The sequence below is a fragment of the Bacillus mobilis genome (genome assembly GCF_001884045.1).
Lineage (GTDB): Bacteria > Bacillota > Bacilli > Bacillales > Bacillaceae_G > Bacillus_A > Bacillus_A mobilis.
In genome coordinates, this window is sequence record NZ_MACF01000103.1 from 20740 (window position 1) to 35929 (window position 15190).

At 34.3% G+C, this 15190-nt stretch carries 19 protein-coding genes; 10 read left to right on the forward strand and 9 right to left on the reverse strand.

Going from position 1 to position 15190, the window contains the following annotated elements; all coding sequences use genetic code 11:
• Positions 1 to 23: 23 nt before the first annotated feature.
• The 7 genes from BAQ44_RS17190 (at position 24) to BAQ44_RS17220 (ending at position 5478) form a co-directional block, all read left to right on the forward strand.
• Complete coding sequence (locus BAQ44_RS17190; RefSeq protein WP_374702075.1) at positions 24 to 473, forward strand: MarR family transcriptional regulator; 450 nt, start codon at positions 24 to 26, stop codon at positions 471 to 473.
• Between the two features lie 128 nt (positions 474 to 601).
• A complete protein-coding gene (locus tag BAQ44_RS17195) occupies positions 602 to 1456 on the forward strand; it encodes a patatin-like phospholipase family protein (RefSeq protein WP_061679166.1) in 855 nt (284 codons plus the stop codon).
• A 197-nt stretch (positions 1457 to 1653) separates the two neighbouring features.
• On the forward strand, positions 1654 to 2049 hold the full coding sequence (locus BAQ44_RS17200) for a hypothetical protein (RefSeq protein WP_071722532.1): 396 nt from the start codon (positions 1654 to 1656) through the stop codon (positions 2047 to 2049).
• A gap of 87 nt (positions 2050 to 2136) precedes the next feature.
• Positions 2137 to 3210, forward strand: coding sequence for an ABC transporter permease (locus BAQ44_RS17205; protein ID WP_071722535.1), 1074 nt, complete (start codon positions 2137 to 2139; stop codon positions 3208 to 3210).
• A gap of 9 nt (positions 3211 to 3219) precedes the next feature.
• Positions 3220 to 4452 carry an ABC transporter permease gene (locus tag BAQ44_RS17210; protein WP_071722538.1) on the forward strand — a complete coding sequence of 411 codons (1233 nt, stop codon included), beginning with the start codon at positions 3220 to 3222 and terminating at the stop codon, positions 4450 to 4452.
• A complete protein-coding gene (locus BAQ44_RS17215) occupies positions 4453 to 5103 on the forward strand; it encodes an ABC transporter ATP-binding protein (RefSeq protein ID WP_071722540.1) in 651 nt (216 codons plus the stop codon).
• Positions 5104 to 5205: 102 nt separating this feature from the next.
• Entirely contained in the window at positions 5206 to 5478 is a 273-nt protein-coding gene (locus BAQ44_RS17220) for a sugar ABC transporter ATPase (protein ID WP_071722542.1), read from the forward strand.
• Positions 5479 to 5539: 61 nt separating this feature from the next.
• On the opposite strand, the gene BAQ44_RS17225 is transcribed toward BAQ44_RS17220, so the two are convergent.
• Positions 5540 to 6841: an NCS2 family permease gene (locus tag BAQ44_RS17225; protein WP_061679163.1), complete on the reverse strand. Its 1302-nt coding sequence runs from the start codon at positions 6839 to 6841 to the stop codon at positions 5540 to 5542.
• Positions 6842 to 7042: 201 nt separating this feature from the next.
• Here BAQ44_RS17225 and BAQ44_RS17230 point away from each other — a divergent pair, with 201 nt between their 5' ends.
• From BAQ44_RS17230 to BAQ44_RS17240, 3 genes are all read left to right on the forward strand, one after another.
• Entirely contained in the window at positions 7043 to 7909 is an 867-nt protein-coding gene (locus tag BAQ44_RS17230; protein ID WP_063263462.1) for an SDR family oxidoreductase, read from the forward strand.
• 68 nt (positions 7910 to 7977) lie between these two features.
• The gene (locus tag BAQ44_RS17235) at positions 7978 to 8739 is read left to right on the forward strand and encodes a L,D-transpeptidase (protein ID WP_071722545.1); all 762 of its coding nucleotides are present in this window, start codon (positions 7978 to 7980) and stop codon (positions 8737 to 8739) included.
• A gap of 103 nt (positions 8740 to 8842) precedes the next feature.
• A complete protein-coding gene (locus BAQ44_RS17240) occupies positions 8843 to 9094 on the forward strand; it encodes a hypothetical protein (protein WP_000834191.1) in 252 nt (83 codons plus the stop codon).
• Between the two features lie 33 nt (positions 9095 to 9127).
• On the opposite strand, the gene BAQ44_RS17245 is transcribed toward BAQ44_RS17240, so the two are convergent.
• The 8 genes from BAQ44_RS17245 to BAQ44_RS17280 form a co-directional block, all read right to left on the reverse strand.
• The gene (locus tag BAQ44_RS17245; protein WP_071722551.1) at positions 9128 to 9343 is read right to left on the reverse strand and encodes a DUF1540 domain-containing protein; all 216 of its coding nucleotides are present in this window, start codon (positions 9341 to 9343) and stop codon (positions 9128 to 9130) included.
• Between the two features lie 72 nt (positions 9344 to 9415).
• Positions 9416 to 9868: a thioredoxin family protein gene (locus BAQ44_RS17250; RefSeq protein WP_071722553.1), complete on the reverse strand. Its 453-nt coding sequence runs from the start codon at positions 9866 to 9868 to the stop codon at positions 9416 to 9418.
• Positions 9869 to 9880: 12 nt separating this feature from the next.
• Positions 9881 to 10300: a disulfide formation protein C gene (locus tag BAQ44_RS17255; RefSeq protein ID WP_000532264.1), complete on the reverse strand. Its 420-nt coding sequence runs from the start codon at positions 10298 to 10300 to the stop codon at positions 9881 to 9883.
• A 165-nt stretch (positions 10301 to 10465) separates the two neighbouring features.
• Complete coding sequence (locus BAQ44_RS17260) at positions 10466 to 10714, reverse strand: YhdB family protein (protein WP_048526289.1); 249 nt, start codon at positions 10712 to 10714, stop codon at positions 10466 to 10468.
• Positions 10715 to 10834: 120 nt separating this feature from the next.
• Entirely contained in the window at positions 10835 to 11344 is a 510-nt protein-coding gene (locus tag BAQ44_RS17265) for a PCYCGC domain-containing protein (RefSeq protein ID WP_000761019.1), read from the reverse strand.
• Positions 11345 to 11389: 45 nt separating this feature from the next.
• Positions 11390 to 12499 (reverse strand): GerAB/ArcD/ProY family transporter, encoded by a 1110-nt coding sequence (locus tag BAQ44_RS17270; protein WP_071722555.1) that lies wholly within the window; start codon positions 12497 to 12499, stop codon positions 11390 to 11392.
• Positions 12500 to 12511: 12 nt separating this feature from the next.
• Entirely contained in the window at positions 12512 to 13594 is a 1083-nt protein-coding gene (gene gerYC, locus BAQ44_RS17275; protein WP_071722557.1) for a spore germination protein GerYC, read from the reverse strand.
• Positions 13591 to 15096, reverse strand: coding sequence for a spore germination protein (locus BAQ44_RS17280; protein WP_071722559.1), 1506 nt, complete (start codon positions 15094 to 15096; stop codon positions 13591 to 13593). Before BAQ44_RS17280 ends, gerYC begins: the two co-directional genes overlap by 4 nt.
• Positions 15097 to 15190 lie beyond the last annotated feature (94 nt).

Here is a 15190-nt window from a genome sequence, read left to right on the forward strand (position 1 = left end):
GGGCGAACGGATTGGAACGTACAATGAAACAAATGGAAATACTTTCGGACATTCGTACACTTTTGCATAAAAAAGAAGAACATTTGAAAGGGAAAAATGAGAAGTTTCTTCGTGAGACGGGTATAAGTGGTATGTCTTTATCTGAATTACATGTTATCGAGTGTATCGGGAAAAATGGCTTGATGAATGTAACTGCTATTACAACAGAAATGGGAATGACGAAGGGGGCAATCTCTAAAATTTGTACAAAGTTGTTTCAAAAGAAATTCGTTGAGAAGATGCAAATGTTAGATAATCAAAAAGAAATTTTCTTTCGCTTAACGGAAAGTGGAAATGAAATATATAAAGCTCATGAAAAATTGCATAAACAAGCTGAAGAAAAGTGGCTGTTATTGTTAGATAGATATACGAAAGAGGAGCAAGATTTTATTCAAAGGTTTATAAAGGATGTCTCCGAACATTTGGAAATATAATTGGAAGAAAAAACTCCTTTATTTCAAGCCTTTTGAATATAATTTCTAAAAGAACTCATATATAATAGAAACAGATACTTAACATAGTGAATAATTAAAGAGTCAATATATAAAGAGGAGAGAATAACATGCTTGAAAATACGGGATTAGTATTAGAAGGCGGCGGTATGCGTGGTGTATATACAGGCGGGATATTGGAATATTTTATGGAACAAGATTTATATTTTCCATATGTAATCGGTGTATCAGCTGGTGCTTGTCATGCAGCGTCGTATCTTTCCAGACAAAGAAATAGAAATAAAACAGTAAATATTGATTATGCATCACATCCGCAATATTTATCGTATAAAAACTTATGGAGAAAACGCCAGTTATTCGATATGGAGTTCATTTTTCATGAAATTCCAGAAAAGCATGTGCCGTTTGATTTTGAAACATACTTTAATAGTCCAGAGCGTTTCCTTGTAGGAACAACAGATTGTGAAACAGGACAGTCGGTTTATTTTGAAAAAGAAGGAACAAATGATGATGCACTAAATTTATTACAAGCATCTAGTTCATTACCTTTCATTGCACCTGTAGTAAATTACCGTGGTAAGCAGTTATTAGATGGAGGAATTTCTGATCCGATTCCAGTTCGTAAAGCGCAAGAAGATGGATTTAAAAAATCAGTCGTTATTTTAACGAGAAATCATGGTTATGCTAAGAAAAAATCAAAGTTTGGATGGATTGCAGGAAAAGCTTATAAAAAATATCCGAACCTTGTTAACACGATGTTGAATCGTTATGAAGTGTATAATGAAACACTTCACTACATTGAAAAAGAAGAGCAAGCTGGGAACTTATTTGTTATCCGTCCAGAAGTACAACTTCAAGTAGATCGTATGGAAAAGGATACAGCAAAACTACAAAATCTATATGAGCAAGGCTATGAAGATGCAAAGAGACAGTTTGCAGATTTACAGTCGTTTTTACAAAAATAAGTATGAGGCTGTGGAGAAGAATTTCTCCGCAGCCTTTTTTGTATTGCTACTTATACGTTACTTTTTAAAAATGTATTAATGTTTAAATGTTTAAAGAGTTTGTAAAACATCGGGGGTTCTTATTGAGGAGAATTTATTTGAAGGATATTATGATGATGTAGCGCTACTAAACTATTTAATTTATGAGGTGATTGTTAATGAAAGGAAAAGTTTTTTCGATTACGACTTTAGTATTATTAGCAACATCAATCTCAACAAGTGCATTCTATCCAACTCTAAGCGGTCACAAAAGCGGTAACCTACTATCTTACAGAGCTCAAACAACTACGAATCAAAATGCATCTCGTTGTTCGGTAGCAATTTCTTTTATTAATTCAAATGGAAATAATTCATATATTGAAAGCGCTTCGGATAAATTAGGATCCCATGAATCTGGAAGAGCATTAAATGCTACTGTGAGTAATGGTGCATATAATGCCTTTGGTGCAAAAGGACTATACTCTGAGCATTATGCTAATGAGAATAATGACTATCAAGAAGATACACACAAAGGTACTTTTGATAGTAATGGTAATTTACGATTACAGTGGTAAAAAGCATTAAACAGTTGTCTTTATAAATATTTGGATAAGGAGAAGGGGATGTTCATCATCTCCTTCTTATCTAAAAGGAGCAGAGACATGTATTTAGCTTTTAAAAATATAAAAAACAACAAACTGTTTTCAGTCATTCTTCTTATGGCATTTTTTATTTCTTTTCTTTCTATATCAGTAGCCGCACTTTTAACAGAGTCTAAACGGAATTTTATATCTGCTTTTCAAATCGGTTTTCCAGAGAATAATCAAATTTTAACTGTTCCGGTAGCGAATACAACTGAATTGGAAGCGATAATTCCTTTCATACAAGATACTTTTGTTAAAAGTGATATTTACGTAGAGCATTTAAAAGCATTAAATAGTTCAGGGGCAACAAAAATCATAGCTGTGAACTTAAAAGATGATTACTATTGGAAGCCATATATTTCTGAAGGACAATATTTTCATCGTAAAAATGTAAATGATATGGTTGTTGGCGATCAAACGAATGTAGAGGAGTTATATGAATTTGATGATACATATAAAAAAATAGGAACTATATCGAGAAAAGACAGTGACGTCGGTGTAGCAGGCATATACGTTCCACTTCAAAACTTACCTGCTATATCTAAAAAAGGTATTATCGCGAGTAAACAATTACAATTAACAGTTGTTAATCCTACATCATCTATTCATACCGAAATAAAAAAATTTATGGGTAGGAGTAAGGAAGTGCTTTCGGGAGATGTTCAAATATTGAATGAACGAGATCTTCAGGAACTACATGTAACACATATAGATCCAGCAAATAAGTATTATTATAAATTCCTTCTTGTTGCAATCGTTTCGGGCATTTCCGCAGTGTTATTTTGGATTTACAAAAAAGAGAGAGAGATTTCATTAAAGAAAGCATTAGGTGCTTCTAATATATCTATCTACTACGAACTATATATTCAAATTTTGTTTATTGCTCTAGTAGCGATGTTATTGGTTTTTCTTACGTTAGAAATATTTTCTGGAACCATTCATACGTATTTTCAAACATACTTACTAAAACCGTTAACACCGTATGTATTCATATATAATGTTGTTTTTATGATTTTTCTTACAATGTTTGTTACTGTAATTCCAATTAAGCACATTATAAATATATATCCTGGAAAACATTTAAGAACGTAGGAGGTCGTTATGTTTTTTATATTTGATTCTATACGGTCTGTGAAAAAACGGTTGTTACCAAGTTTGATTATAGTAATTTCTTTAATTATTGCATTTTCTTCAGCAATAGAATTTGTTAGTAATCTTTCGGGATATCGAAAAATGATGACGGCAGCAAATAATTTATCAACTCATAAAAATTTCTATGAACTTTATGCGACGCAAGATATAACGTTATTTAGCGAAGAAAAAGCGAAAAATGATTATCAACATTTCATTCAAGGGTTATCTAATACGATACCAATAACAAATAAAACAAATTATTTGTTCCGTAACTATTCATTTAATTTTAAAAAAGAAAATGGAACGATAAAGACTCTTATTGTTGATAAAGATATTAATAAATACTTTCATATACGAATTTCAAAAGGAAGATACTTTGAGGAATCGGAATTTCATAAATCAGTATTTGATAGTAGACCTGTTATATTAGGGGCTAATTATAAAGGAAAGGCATCTATTGGTGATATCATACCATCTGGAAAAATGAAACTAAAAGTAATTGGCTTTTTAGAAAAAAATTCAGCATTTACATATCCTCGAAGCGGTGAAATATCGGATAATCGTATTACATTATTAGATGACATGGCGATTTTACCAATTGGAACAGAAGAAATAGAGTTCTATAGTGTAGAACTTTTATACAATGGGTTAATTATAGAAACAAATGAGAAGATAAATATAAATGAATTTCAAAAGAAAGTATTAAAGGTAACAGAAGGTAAGGGGTATTCGTATTATGTTACAAATCCGGATAAATTGTTAGAAAATGAAAAGCAGGGCATTGATAATATGTCATATCCCTTATTATTAAGCGGTACAGTCTTATCTTTTTCATTTCTATCTATTTTATTAACATCAATGGCAACGCTTTATATGGAACGTAAAAATATTTCTATTAAATCAGCATTAGGAGCAAGTACTTTTCAACTATGTCTTCCGTTTGTTATTGAGTATATGTTGTTATTCATTTTATCTATATGTATAGGAATTATGTATTTCCAATGGGAGAATAGCGGAGTAATTGAAATTCAGAAAGGGCTAGAAAATAGTGTGGTATCTTTCTTTGGAACGTTAAAAGTCTCTATAGAATCATTGATTGTTATAGGTGCTCTATCAATTGTAATGATCCTCGTTATATATGCAATCATTTATTTCAATGTACTAAAAATAAAAAATACATATATGAAAGAGGTGTTATAGATGATTCAACTTGCAAATGTGGCTAAGGGTTTTGGAAAGAATGATTTTAGTGCTTTAAAGGATATTAATCTTACAATAGAAAAAGGCGAAATGATAGCTATTATGGGACCCTCTGGTTCTGGGAAATCTACTCTCCTTAACATTATTGGCTTAATCGATAGCCCCTCTGCTGGAAAGTATTTTTTAGATGGAATGGATACGAGTACATTAAAGGCAAATTATCATAAGTATAGAAATACGGAAGTTGGATTTGTGTTTCAGAACTTTTCGCTACTCGATGATTATACAGTTGTTGAAAATGTAATGCTGCCGCTTATATATAGAAAAATTTCTCATAAGAAACGTATACAAATATCAAAAGAAATGCTGGAAATGGTAGGGCTTGAGGGGCATATTAACAAATATCCTTACGAGTTATCAGGTGGAGAACAGCAAAGAACAGCAATAGCAAGGGCCTTAGCACAGGATACAAAAATTATCCTCGCTGATGAACCAACCGGCGCTCTTGATCAAGAAAACGGAAAGAAAATTATGAGCATCTTAAAAGAGATTCATAAACAAGGAAAAACGGTGCTAGTTGTAACACACGATCAAAAGGTAGCTTCATACTGCCAGAGGACAATACGTTTGCTTGATGGATGTGTGGTATAATATGGATAAAAGTATGTGAAGAGGTACAGGTGAATGAAAAATATTAATAATTTTTAACTTCTTTTATCTTTTTCATAGTTTAAGAATAGTGGAGGCTTTCGTATGATTTTCTTATTTGCAGTATATTTTGTGATCATTATGACAGTAGTAATTACGTTTCTTCTTTCAAAAAAATCATATAAGAAGCCTGTTATTAAATATATACCAACGTTAATATTGTTTATTTTGGCGGTCATTTCTTCTGTTATGTTTGTATTGAATAACGGAATGGGAGAGCTGATGATAGCAGTCTCTTTAGGGATTGCAGCGATAGTGAACGGTCTTTTACTTCTTGCATTGAAAGTAGTTCGTGTGATTGTTGCAAAAGGAAAATAGAGCATCGAAATTCGATGCTCTATTTTTTTATGTATAAAAAAATCCCTCTTTATGAGGGATTTTAATGTGGTAAGAAAACTAATTGATAGGCGAACAAGATTCCGAATAAATACACAAGCGGGTGAACAGCACGGAATTGTCCTTTTGCCATTTTCATAAGTGGGTATGAAATAAATCCAAGTGCGATACCCGTTGAGATACTTGATGTAAGTGGCATGCTTAAGATTACTAAGAATGCTGGGAATGCTTCATCAAATGCGTCCCAATCGATGTGGCGAACTGAACCCATCATAAGACTACCAACGATAATTAATGATGGTGCGGTAATAGCTGATACACCAGAAACGGCACTTACTAATGGTCCGAAGAATGCTGCTAGTGCGAATAGAACAGCTACTGTAACAGTTGTTAAACCAGTACGACCACCAGCTGCAACACCAGCAGATGATTCGATGTAAGCTGTTGATGGTGTTGTTCCGAACATAGAACCAATTGTTGCTGAGAATGAGTCAGATAGAAGAGCTCGTCCAGCTTTTGGAAGCTTTCCATCTTTCATAAATCCACCTTGCTGAGCTACGCCAAGTAAGGTACCTGTTGTATCGAATAATGTAACAAGGAAGAATGAAAATACAACGCCGTATAATCCGTAGTTAATTACATCAGATACAGCAGTAATTGGATTTGAAACGATGATTCCTTCTGGTAATCCAGGCATTGATGTAACGCCGTTTGAGAATGTTAATTGTCCTGTGAAGTAAGCAATAATACCAGTTAATAGCATTCCGATAAATAGTGCGCCATTTACATTTAAAGACATAAGAACAATTGTAATTCCAAGTCCAGCTAATGCTAGTAGTACTGGAGCAGAGTGAAGATCACCAAGTCCAACTAAGTTTGCATCATTTTTTGTAACGATACCTGTTAAACGTAAACCGATAAAGGCAATAAAAAGACCGATACCAGCAGTCAGTGCATGTTTTAAGTTTTCAGGAATTACTTCCATTAATTTTGTACGGAAAGATGTAAATGATAACAAAATTAAAATCATACCTGCTACGAATACAGCAGAGAATGCAATTGCGAAAGTCATGCCTTCATGAGCTTTTACAACAGAGTAAGAGAAGTAAGCATTTAATCCCATACCTGGTGCAATTGCGATTGGTAAGTTTGTAAAGATCGCCATAAATAATGTTCCGACAACAGCAGCAATAATTGTTGCTGTAAATGCTTGTTCAAATGGAACTCCCGCATCCCCAAGGATGACAGGGTTTACGACAATGATATATGCCATTGTTAAGAAGGTAATAATACCTGCCATAATTTCAGTTTTAATAGAAGTTTTATGTTTTGAAAGGTTAAACATATAAACATCCTTTCTGTTTACGAATAATTTTCACAACAGTTATATATAATATTCGTTTTTTAACTATTTTGCAATAGTTTTGCATAAAAAGTTTATAACAATTCATATTTTGTGTCTTAAATTCGAATATTAATCGTAAACCGATGTGTGAATTTCAGTTTTTATTGTGCGCATTATAAGGAAAAGGAGTTGAAAGAAGCTATGCCACAGCAAAAAAACTTTGTAACAATGCCTGCGCAACATCAAAATAAACAGCCTGGTATTGAATCGTTAATGAATCCACTTCCGCAGTTTGAAGATCCGAATTATAAAGGAAGTGAAAAGTTAAAAGGAAAAAGTATATTAATTACAGGAGGAGACAGTGGGATTGGAAGAGCTGTTTCCATCGCATTTGCGAAAGAGGGAGCAAATATTGCGATTGCGTATTTAGATGAAGATGGGGATGCAAATGAGACGAAGCGACGTGTAGAACAAGAAGGTGTAAAGTGTGTGCTGTTACCAGGTGATCTCAGTAATGAACAACATTGTAAAGATATTGTAGAAGAGACCGTTCGGCAGCTAGGCAGTTTACATGTTGTAGTAAATAATGTTGCGCAGCAATATCCGCAGCAAGGATTAGAGTATATTACAGCAGAACAGCTAGAAAAGACGTTTCGTATTAATATTTTTTCTTATTTTCACGTTACGAAAGCAGCACTTTCTCATTTAAAGCAAGGGGACGTCATTATAAATACGGCATCGATCGTTGCATATGAAGGAAATGAAACGTTAATTGATTATTCTGCAACGAAAGGAGCAATCGTAGCTTTTACAAGATCACTTTCTCAATCATTAGTGCAAAAAGGGATTCGTGTAAATGGTGTTGCACCTGGACCAATTTGGACACCACTTATCCCATCGAGTTTTGATGAGAAGAAAGTTTCTCAGTTCGGGAGCAATGTTCCGATGCAAAGACCTGGTCAACCATATGAATTAGCGCCAGCATACGTATACTTAGCGTCTGGGGATTCATCCTATGTTACAGGGCAAATGATACATGTAAATGGAGGCGTTATTGTAAATGGATAGTTTTCATTGATAAGAGCAAAGTAAAGTTAATTCCACTTATTATAGTGAGCGCTAGGGGAGGGATATAGATGAAAAAATTATGTTTCGTCATACTATTATTTTTCATCCTACCGGTTAGTGCTTTTGCTGATACAGATCATCTAATATTAGTGAACCTTACGACAAACCAATTATCTTTTTTTGAAAATGGAAATTATACAAAGACATTCCCCGTAACAACCGGAAGAGACCGTACACCTACGCCTGAAGGTAATTTTTGTATTATAACTAAATTTAAAAATAAAGAATACCATCGAAAAAAAATAGCTGGGGGTGCACCGAATAATCCTCTCGGTACACGTTGGTTAGGTCTGGATAAAAAGGAGTATGCAATTCATGGAACAAATCGGGAATGGACGATTGGAAGCCGTGAATCGAATGGCTGTATTCGCATGCATGACAGGGATATACAGTGGTTATATGACCGAGTCCAATTACAAACAAAAGTAGTCATTTCCCGTTTTTATACGAGCCCCGAATATGAAGCAAATAAGCTTGGTTACCGTGTTGTAAGCTGGAATGGTCGTAAAGTAGAAGAAGAACAAATTGGCATGCTTACGTTAGTAGATCGCGCAGATATATATTGGCAAGAACCAAATGGGCAGTTAACGAAAGTGAAAACGGTATTGCCGAATGAAAGATATAAGGTATATTCAAAACGAAAAGATGGAATATATTATATAGGAAACAATTTGTATATTATGGATGCAACAGGAGAAAAAATTCGTTATGAGCAAATTCCTTCTTCGACTTTAAGTAATATATATAAACGAAAATATAATGTTCCGTAATGGCTACCGTATTATAGACGGTAGCTTATTTCTACTTTGAGTTTAACTGCAACTATTGTATTTTGCTGAATATAATACAGTACAGATAGGGGGCGGTTACATTATGAAAAGTGAATTTGCTTTTAAAATTTTCTTAGTAACGACCTGTTTATTTATCGTGTATTTGTATGCGTTTCTCGTCTTTTCTTTTTATGTTCCATATGTTGATTTAATATTGTTCTTCGGATTTATTTGGGCATTTGTGAAAGCAAGAGAAGGAGAGAAGAGTATATATCGGCGCATTACTTTATGTGGGACAGTTGTTCTCGTTATTTTGTACTTTTTTATGATGCATGATTTTTGGAGAGGAATGTAAAAAAGCATACGAGTAATCGTATGCTTTTTATGTTTAATATTTTGGCTTAAATGTATGACAACAAGTTTCTACACTTGTTGCTACAGAACTTTCTAGTGTCTCGTTTGTTAAAACCGCGCCTGTATACGAATCATTTGCATTTGAACCAGATTCTTGTGCATCTGGTTGAACAACGATTGCACTTGCTTGGCAAAAGTTACCTTGTCCCCAAAATGAGCAATTGGAAACAGAGCATCTTACTTCTGGCATAAAACCCCCTCCTTATACATTAGTTTGGGATTTTACGCCCATTTCATGTGTAGAAGGAGTTTCCTTTTCTCGTTATTTTTTCGTTTGCTCAAGCCATTCTTGTAATTTTTCTTTCGGTTGTTCACCACTAATACGGCTTACTTCTTTGCCATCTTTAAAGTGAATGATTGTTGGAGTTCCTTTAATTTTATAGTCATCCCAAGGAGCATCTATTTTTTCAATATCCATAACTTTCATATCAACGTTCAAGTCTTTAGCCATTGGTACTACGACAGGAGATAGCTTTTGACAATGAACGCAAGATGTTTGATAAAAGTATACTGTTTCTTCTTTTTTCTCTTTTAAATTCTTTTGAAGATCTGAAAGAGAGATTTTATTTGTATAGTAGTCAGGACCAGTTGTTTTACTATCAGTAGCATTATCAATTTTTTGGCTAGTAGCATTTTTTTCTTCCATTTGTGTGACAGCGAAAATGGCTGCAAACAGGGCGATAATAATACCACCAAATATAAGCATTTTTTTCATTGTTTCATCTCCTTATTTGTTTTTTATTACAATAAAACTACATACAGCGATTGTAATAAAGCCGATAAGTGCTAAAAACGGGATTGTAATAAAACCAAACCAGTTTATAAATTCTCCGGTGCAGGGTACACGGCCGCAAGCTGCTCCAGCTGCTGAAAATGCTGGGACTTTTTGAATTGCATAGTGATATAAAGAAATACAAGCACCGATACTTGCAATTGGTAAAGAATAACTTGCAATGCGATAATCTTTCTTTGCTACAGCGATACCAAGCCATAAAACGAATGGATACATAAAAATACGTTGATACCAACAAAGTACACAAGGCTCAAATTTCATGATTTCGGAAAAATAAAGACTTCCTAGTGTAGCGATAAAAGAAGCTCCCCATGCGGTAAGTAAAGCATATTCTTGCTTTTTTTCTCGTCCCATATTTTATACCTCTCTTATAATAGTTACATACTAAATTATAGTATGAAGTGGTACAGAAAAGAAAGAAAAAATATGTTTATCAATAAAAGTTTTATAAGGGGAAACTTTTATTGATATAAACATTTTAAAAAAGCGCTATTCTCATAAAGAGAATAGCGCTATATTTTACATTTGAATTTGCTCTACTTCATCTATATGTGACTTTTGGGATGCATGGTCAATATATTGAAATAGGAGCTGCAATTGTTTATCAACTTCTGGCAGTTCTTTACTGTATTGATAAGCGTGTAAAAAATGTTCAATACGCTTAGAAAATAATTGATCGTTCGTTTGAACCATAAGAACCAGTAATTTATCCCAATTACAGCAATACGTGTAATAGAGAGCTTTATCATAGTCGTTATATGTTTGCACTGTGTACCCTCCTTACTGAGGAGTTATATATAGTGTGTGAAAAGCAAGGAGAAATACACTTGAAAGAATTTGTTAAGAAAAAAAGTGAATGAAAAGAAAAAACGAGGTATTTCCTCGTTTTTAAGCTTTTGGCATTGGCGTAGGTGTTGGCTTGCCGTAACCCTCTTTGTATTTATTGTCGATATAGTTGCGAATTTCCAGCGTTGATTTTCCTTTTTGTTTCATGGAAGCAGATTCAACCGCGATTTCTAGGCAATTGACACAAGTCGTTGCGTGGGAATCCCAAACAACTTCACCATTCTTTTTAATTTCACGAATAAAGCAATTTTTATTATTTTTATGTCCTACACTTTCACCGCAACCGCAGTAACATGGAATCCAATCTAATAGCTCTGCATTTTGCCCAGCGACAGTGTAGATATCTTTCATTTGTGGATCAAGCTTGTCTAGGAAGGTAGGGAGTGTGTCGACTCCTTTTGTTTTTTCTTGAATGTCAGCTTGCTGAGTATGCGATGCGTGGTCATGCTCTTCTTTTGATTCAGATGATTTTTTTTCGTTTGTACTAGTAGCTCCGCAACCAGCAAGAATTAAACTCAGTACTGCAAGTAAAGAAAATACATATTTCTTCATACGCTTGTCCCCTTTACAAATGTATTAATCAAATTGTATCAGAGATTATGGTGTATCGGTTGAAGATTTTTTCGACTGATTTTTGAAACGCCATCGTAGTGAATGAAATAGAAATAGAATTGGGATATAGGCGTATACAATATATAAACCAGCTTGAGATAGCACCGTATTTAATGTATTGATACTTTCACGGTTTGTGAAAAATAAGGATGAAATAAATATGGTTGCGATAAATAATGGTAGTGTGATTTTAAACGGTATGTGAAACGATTTTTTACTAATGCAACAAGAAGACCAAATGGTTAAACAAAGATTAGGTAAAATGATAAGATACCATAGGAAAATAATGATGTACTCAAACCTTTGGATGAAAGGAACCTTTATGATTTTTAGCATCGTTAATGTTGGCCAAATTGTATGATGTAGTTGCCCTTGGCTATAGTACATAAGGGAAACGATGGCTAGTATTACGTATAGAATCGTTGTAAAAGCAATACCACCATGTGCCCATTTATTTATCGATTTTTCTTTTTTTATAAATGGATAAAAAATAAGGATCGCTTCAAACCCGAGAAACTCTAATGCAGATGCTTTCGCTGCAGTTAAAATGTCTAAAGGTGAATGAGTTAGAATTGGGAAAATGTTACGTACATGTGCATATTTCATTGGGAAAACTAAGAAAAATAGGACGAAAATCGGTATGATAACACCCCAAAAACATATTCCTGTTACAGAGCGAAAGCCACCTCTAATTACGTAATAAGCCACAAGTAAAAATAATAACGTTAATTTCCATGGCTTAATTGTAGGAAAGACCCACACTTGAATAACTTCAATATATGTACGAAGAACAGTAAGACAAAATAATAGAAGGTATGCAGCAAAGCATACGGAAAAAAATGTTCCAATCCATTTTCCGAAACATGTCGTATGAATATTCATCAAATCATTATCTTTTTCTAACATTTTAAGCATGCAAAATAATACGATATGAGTAGCAATGCCCGCAACGATAAGGGAAATCCAAGAATCATACCCAGCATATTGCGCAATAATCCTTTGGTATCCTAGCACACCTACCCCAATTTGAAGGGAGTGTAATAGAAGGAATGTGAAATAAGGGGAAACAGTATGTGTTTTATCTTGTCCAGCCATGATAGCACCTCACTATTCTCCGATACCAGATTGTACAACATTAATTTTCACCTTAACAGCAACGTCTACGTTAGGATACATGTCTTGAATTTGTTTTATGCTCCATTTTCTTGAGTGGCTACGAATTTCTTCTCGTATACCGATTGGGTCGATTTCTTTTTCTTGGAATTGTTTTATTAATTCGTTTAAATCTTTTTCAAGTGTATTTTCTACATGTTTTTTTACGTAAGTAACATTTTCACTCTTTGATAAGTCAAGCCAGCTAGGGGCATTTTTTATAAGTCCATTTAATTTCAGCCGAATGTGAACTTTCGGAATGTCACCGGTGTCGGAAAGGGAACAAACACTATTTCCAGATAAGTTTTGGGTTGCGATTAATCCTTTATGTTTACCTTGACGTATCGGAACTTCGTAACGCCCATTTTTCGTTGGATTAATGAGTAATTTAAATAAAAAGGACCTTTTGTTATCTGTATACATAGCCACTTTATCCTTTTTTAAAAAAGCTAGCCCTTCAATGGAAGCAGACTGGTCTTCTGATACTTGAATATAAGGCAGGAATGGATCGTATCCAGATGAATAGAAGTTATATAAAAAAATATTTAAAGCTGTCCGTGGGATTGTCTCGTTTTTTATATTTTGTTCCAGTAATTCAGATAGATATAGCGACCCATTTGTTTTGATATGTTTAAGTAACTTTTCTGCTGAACCATCTACAAGTGCTAGTTGTACATCCCGGCCAATGTTAGAATCACGTTGTAAGTTGTTAATAACATCTCCAATTCCATGTTCACCAAATGCTTTTCCAAATAGGACAACACGCATTTGACCTACAGCGATCGTATGGGGAGATTTCGCGTTTAGTCGCGAAGATATTGTTTCAATGGTACCAGCAGTAGTGGATTGAGTTTCTGGATTAGATTGTACGCCTTTTGTGTAATCAGGATATAAAATTGTCCCACGAAATTTTTTGTTTTTTGTTATATCAAAACCACCTACATGAATCATTCGTTGTGTGTCTACTATATTCGTTTCTGTACAACCAGATTGAAAAATTAAAACGATAATAGCAAAGCATAATAAAATATTTTTCATTTTTCCTCACCGTCGCGTTTTTCTTTCGCTTTGTTTGGATCATAGCGCCATTTCTTTTTTGGTCTTAGAAAAGAGGCACGCGCGGCTGTTTGACTAAACGGCAAACGAAGAAGACCTTCTGCTGTCCCTAAACCGCGAAATGGATATAAAGGTAATAAATAAGGTGATCCCAGTGATTTTAAGTGAATTAAATGAGCTAATATGAATACGAAGCCGACAATGAGACCTAGACCGCCAAACGCTCCAGCTAAAATGATGAGAGGAAATCGCAATATCCGGATAGTTGAAGACATTTTGACTGTCGGTGTTGTAAAGGAAGCTAGCGCAGATAACGCAACTGCAATTAATAAAATAGTACTCGTTAAAGCAGCCTCTACAGATGCCTGGCCAATAACAATCCCCCCAACAATACCAATCGTTTGGCCGACTTTAGTTGGTAAACGAGCTCCAGCTTCGCGCAGCAATTCAATTGTAATTTCTAAAAAAAGGGCCTCCAAAACAGGTGGAAAGGGTACGTTAGCTCTAGAATAAATAATGGGACCGAGTAAATCAGCAGGAATCATTTGATAGTGATACGTTAAGACAGCTGTATAAATAGCTGATGAAAATAGAGAGAATGCTGCTCCGAAAAAACGAACTAATCTAAGAAAAGATCCTGCTATCCAAGGTAAATAATAATCTTCTGGAGAGACGAAGAAATCGAGTAATGTTGCTGGTCCAGCTAATGCATACGGTGAACCATCTGTTAAAATGACGACTCCTCCATTCAACAATGCAAAAACGGAGCGGTCTAAACGCTCTGTAGGCAGTAAAACAGGGAAGGGGGAGTTACTATTATCACTAATGAACTGTTCAATCATAGTTGCATCAAAAGGATAATCAAAATCGATATCTTGTAGACGTTGCATGGCAGTGTTAATATGTTGTTCATTTGTAATCCCTTCGATATAAGCAACTACGACTTTTGTTTTGGACATAGAACCAACGCTAACTTCTTTGAAAATTAATTGTTCGGTTACGATGTTTCGGCGTAATAAATGTATATTTATATCAACGTTTTCAACAAAACCGACTTTAGGGCCGATAACGCTATATTCATTTTCTGTATCGTTTGCTAAACGAGTTCCTAAAACTGTGCTTTCAGCGCGTAAGAGTGCATACTCTGCTTGCTCTGAAATCTTTTTTAGCTGTAATAAAACATATCCACTTAATAATTTTTCGCGAATCTCATCCATGGAAGGAGAGACGATAACATCTTCAATAGGTACAATATTTGCAACATCTTCAATGGTGTGAATCCTGTCTAATTCAGCTTTTATAGGCGCTAAAATGAATCGCTTAATAATAAGTGATTCTACTGTAGATTTATAATAAAACAAACATAATGTCCCATCTTCTATGATGTGATAAGAAGAAAAGTCGCTTGATTCTTTCATAGTATGGATAAATTCTGGAATAGAACAGACTGTTTGTTTTTTCTTTTTTGATGTTACACGAAACATTTGTGCACCCCCTAACATATATCATTTACTTGTGTTAGTTTTTGGGAAAGACGGGAATTTATACTTGAAAATTGAAAGTTCATAAAGAAAAGGA